The 2,419-nt window shown below is 65.2% G+C and carries 2 protein-coding genes; one reads left to right on the top strand and one right to left on the bottom strand.

The window, feature by feature from the left end:
• Positions 1-1,249 (top strand): aldehyde dehydrogenase family protein (locus QZY06_RS08225; protein ID WP_295682701.1); only part of this gene is annotated, 1,249 nt, incomplete at its 5' end.
• Between the two features lie 43 nt (positions 1,250-1,292).
• Here the strand turns inward: QZY06_RS08225 and QZY06_RS08230 are convergent.
• Complete coding sequence (locus tag QZY06_RS08230) at positions 1,293-2,174, bottom strand: LysR family transcriptional regulator (protein ID WP_295682703.1); 882 nt, start codon at positions 2,172-2,174, stop codon at positions 1,293-1,295.
• Positions 2,175-2,419: the final 245 nt, after the last annotated feature.

Consider the following 2,419-nt stretch of genomic DNA (forward strand, 5'->3'; position numbering starts at 1 on the left):
CCTGCTGATCCACCGCCTTGCCGATCTGGTGGCTCGCGATGCCGAACTGATCGCCGACATGGACGCCAGTTGCATCGGCCGCTCGCCGATCGAGCCGCGCCTGCTCGATCTGCCGAATGCGATCGAAACCCTGCGCCATTCAGCCGGCTGGGCCGACAAGATCGAAGGCCGGACCATTCCGACGCCGGGCTACATGGGCATGCCGACGATGTCGTACACGCTGCGCGAGCCGGTCGGCGTGGTCGGTGCCATCGTGCCCTGGAACACGCCGTTCATGATCACCGCCTGGAAGCTCGGCCCGCTGCTCGCCGCTGGCTGCACGGTGGTCCTGAAGCCGTCCGAGGAGACCCCGCTATCGGCGCTGCATCTGGCCAAGCTGTGCCAGGAAGCGGGCATTCCCGATGGCGTGGTCAACGTCGTCACCGGCTACGGCCGCGTGGTCGGCAAGGCGCTGTGCGAGCACCCGGGCGTCGACAAGATCACCTTCACCGGCAGCCCGGAAGTCGGCGCCGAAATCCAGCGCATCGCTGGCCCCTTGTTCAAGCGGGTGTCGCTGGAACTCGGCGGCAAGAGTCCGCAGATCGTGTTCGATGACGCGTCGCTCGATGCCGCTGCCCAGGGCTGCGCGATGGGCGTGTTCTTCAACCAGGGCCAGATCTGCGCCGCCGGCACCCGCGTGCTGGTTCAGCGCGGCATCGCCGAGCGCTTCGCGGCGATGCTCGCCGGTGCGGCCAAGAGCGTGAAGGTGGGCAATCCGCTCGATGAAGGCGTGCAGATGGGGCCGGTGTCGAAGAAGGGCCAGTTCGAGCGGGTCAACCGCTACATCCGCCAGGGCATTGCCGAAGGCGCGACCCTGCTTGCCGGCGGCGAGACCACGCACACCAAGGGCTGGTTCGTGCAGCCGACGATCTTTGCCGACGCCAGCAACAGCATGAGCATCGCCCAGGACGAGATCTTCGGACCGGTGGCGACGATCATCCCGTTCGATACCGAGGAAGACGCGATCCGCATCGCCAACGACTCGCGCTACGGCCTCGGCGCCACGGTCTGGACCGGCAACGTCGCCCGCGCGCATCGCGTGGCGCAGGCGGTCCGTGCGGGCGCGGTGGGCATCAACTGCTGGGCGCCGATCGATGCCCGTCTGCCCTGGGGCGGCGTGGGCTCCAGCGGCATCGGCCGCGAGTGCGGCTTGTCCGGCGTGCTGGCCTACACCGAGGAAAAGGCGATCACGGTGCTGCTCGCGGGCTAGCCGGACGACATCACCGGCAGCGAGGCTGCCTGCCGGTGATGCTTCAGATGCGCCGCAGCTCGGCGACCACCAGATCGATGAAGCAGCGTGCCCGCGGACTCAGGAAACGGGTCTGCGGGTAGATGATGCTGACCGGCTTCGGAATCGGGTAGTAGTCCTCCAGCAGCGGCACCAGGCCCTGCGCCTCGAAATCATCCTTGATGATCCAGTCCGGCACCTGGGCGATGCCGAGGTTGGCGCGCACCGCATCGCAGATCGAATCGGCATCGTTGATCCGCAGCGGGCCGCTGATTTCCACACTTTGCCGGCCGTGTTCGGATTCGAAATCCCAGCGCGAGGTGTTGCCGTAGACGATGCACTGGTGATCGCCGAGTTCCAGCGGCGAGTCCGGCCGGCCGTGCCGGGCCAGATATTCCGGCGAAGCCAGCAGCGTGTGCTCGACGATGCCCAGCGACCGGGCGATCAGCGTGTTCGACGGCAGGGTGCCGATGCGGATGCCGAGTTCCAGGCCGTCCTCGATCAGATCGAGCACGTTGTCGGTCATCACCACGTCGAGTTTGATCTTCGGATAACGCTCGATGAACCGGGTCAGCACCGGTAGCACGCGCCGGCGCCCGAAGGAACTGGGGATGGTCAGGCGCAGCACGCCCGAGGGCTCGGTGACCGGCGTCTTGCGCCCAACCGCGCTCAGAGAATCCAGCGTGTCGAGCATCTGACGGGCGGCTTCATAAAGCTGGGTGGCCTCGCTGGTTGGATGCAGCTTGCGCGTGGTCCGCGTAAACAATTGCACGCCCAGGTTGGCCTCGAGCGCGGCGATGACCTTGCTGACCGCCGATTGGGTCATGCCGGTTTCGCGGGCAACGGCCGAGAAACTCCCGGCTTCGAAGGCCCTGACGAAGGTCGAATAGGCTTTGGTGATATCCACCGGCGGGCTTGGCTCCTGTGAGGTTTACGGCGGTTCGCGGCTTCGAATCGGCTTGCGCGGATCGGCGCAAACTCTGGCAGGCGTCGGGTTCAAGCTCAAGGATTCAGTCCGAACCGGAATAAGTCTTTATCAGATTTCGAGGTTTTCAAGCGGGATTCGCGGACGCAGAATCCGATACACAAAGTAAGACTGTCCAATAAAAGCTGAGGAGCTTGATCGGGATGAGCAAAAAGATCGGAATCATC

This window comes from uncultured Nevskia sp., assembly GCF_903885465.1.
Classification (GTDB): Bacteria; Pseudomonadota; Gammaproteobacteria; order Nevskiales; family Nevskiaceae; genus Nevskia.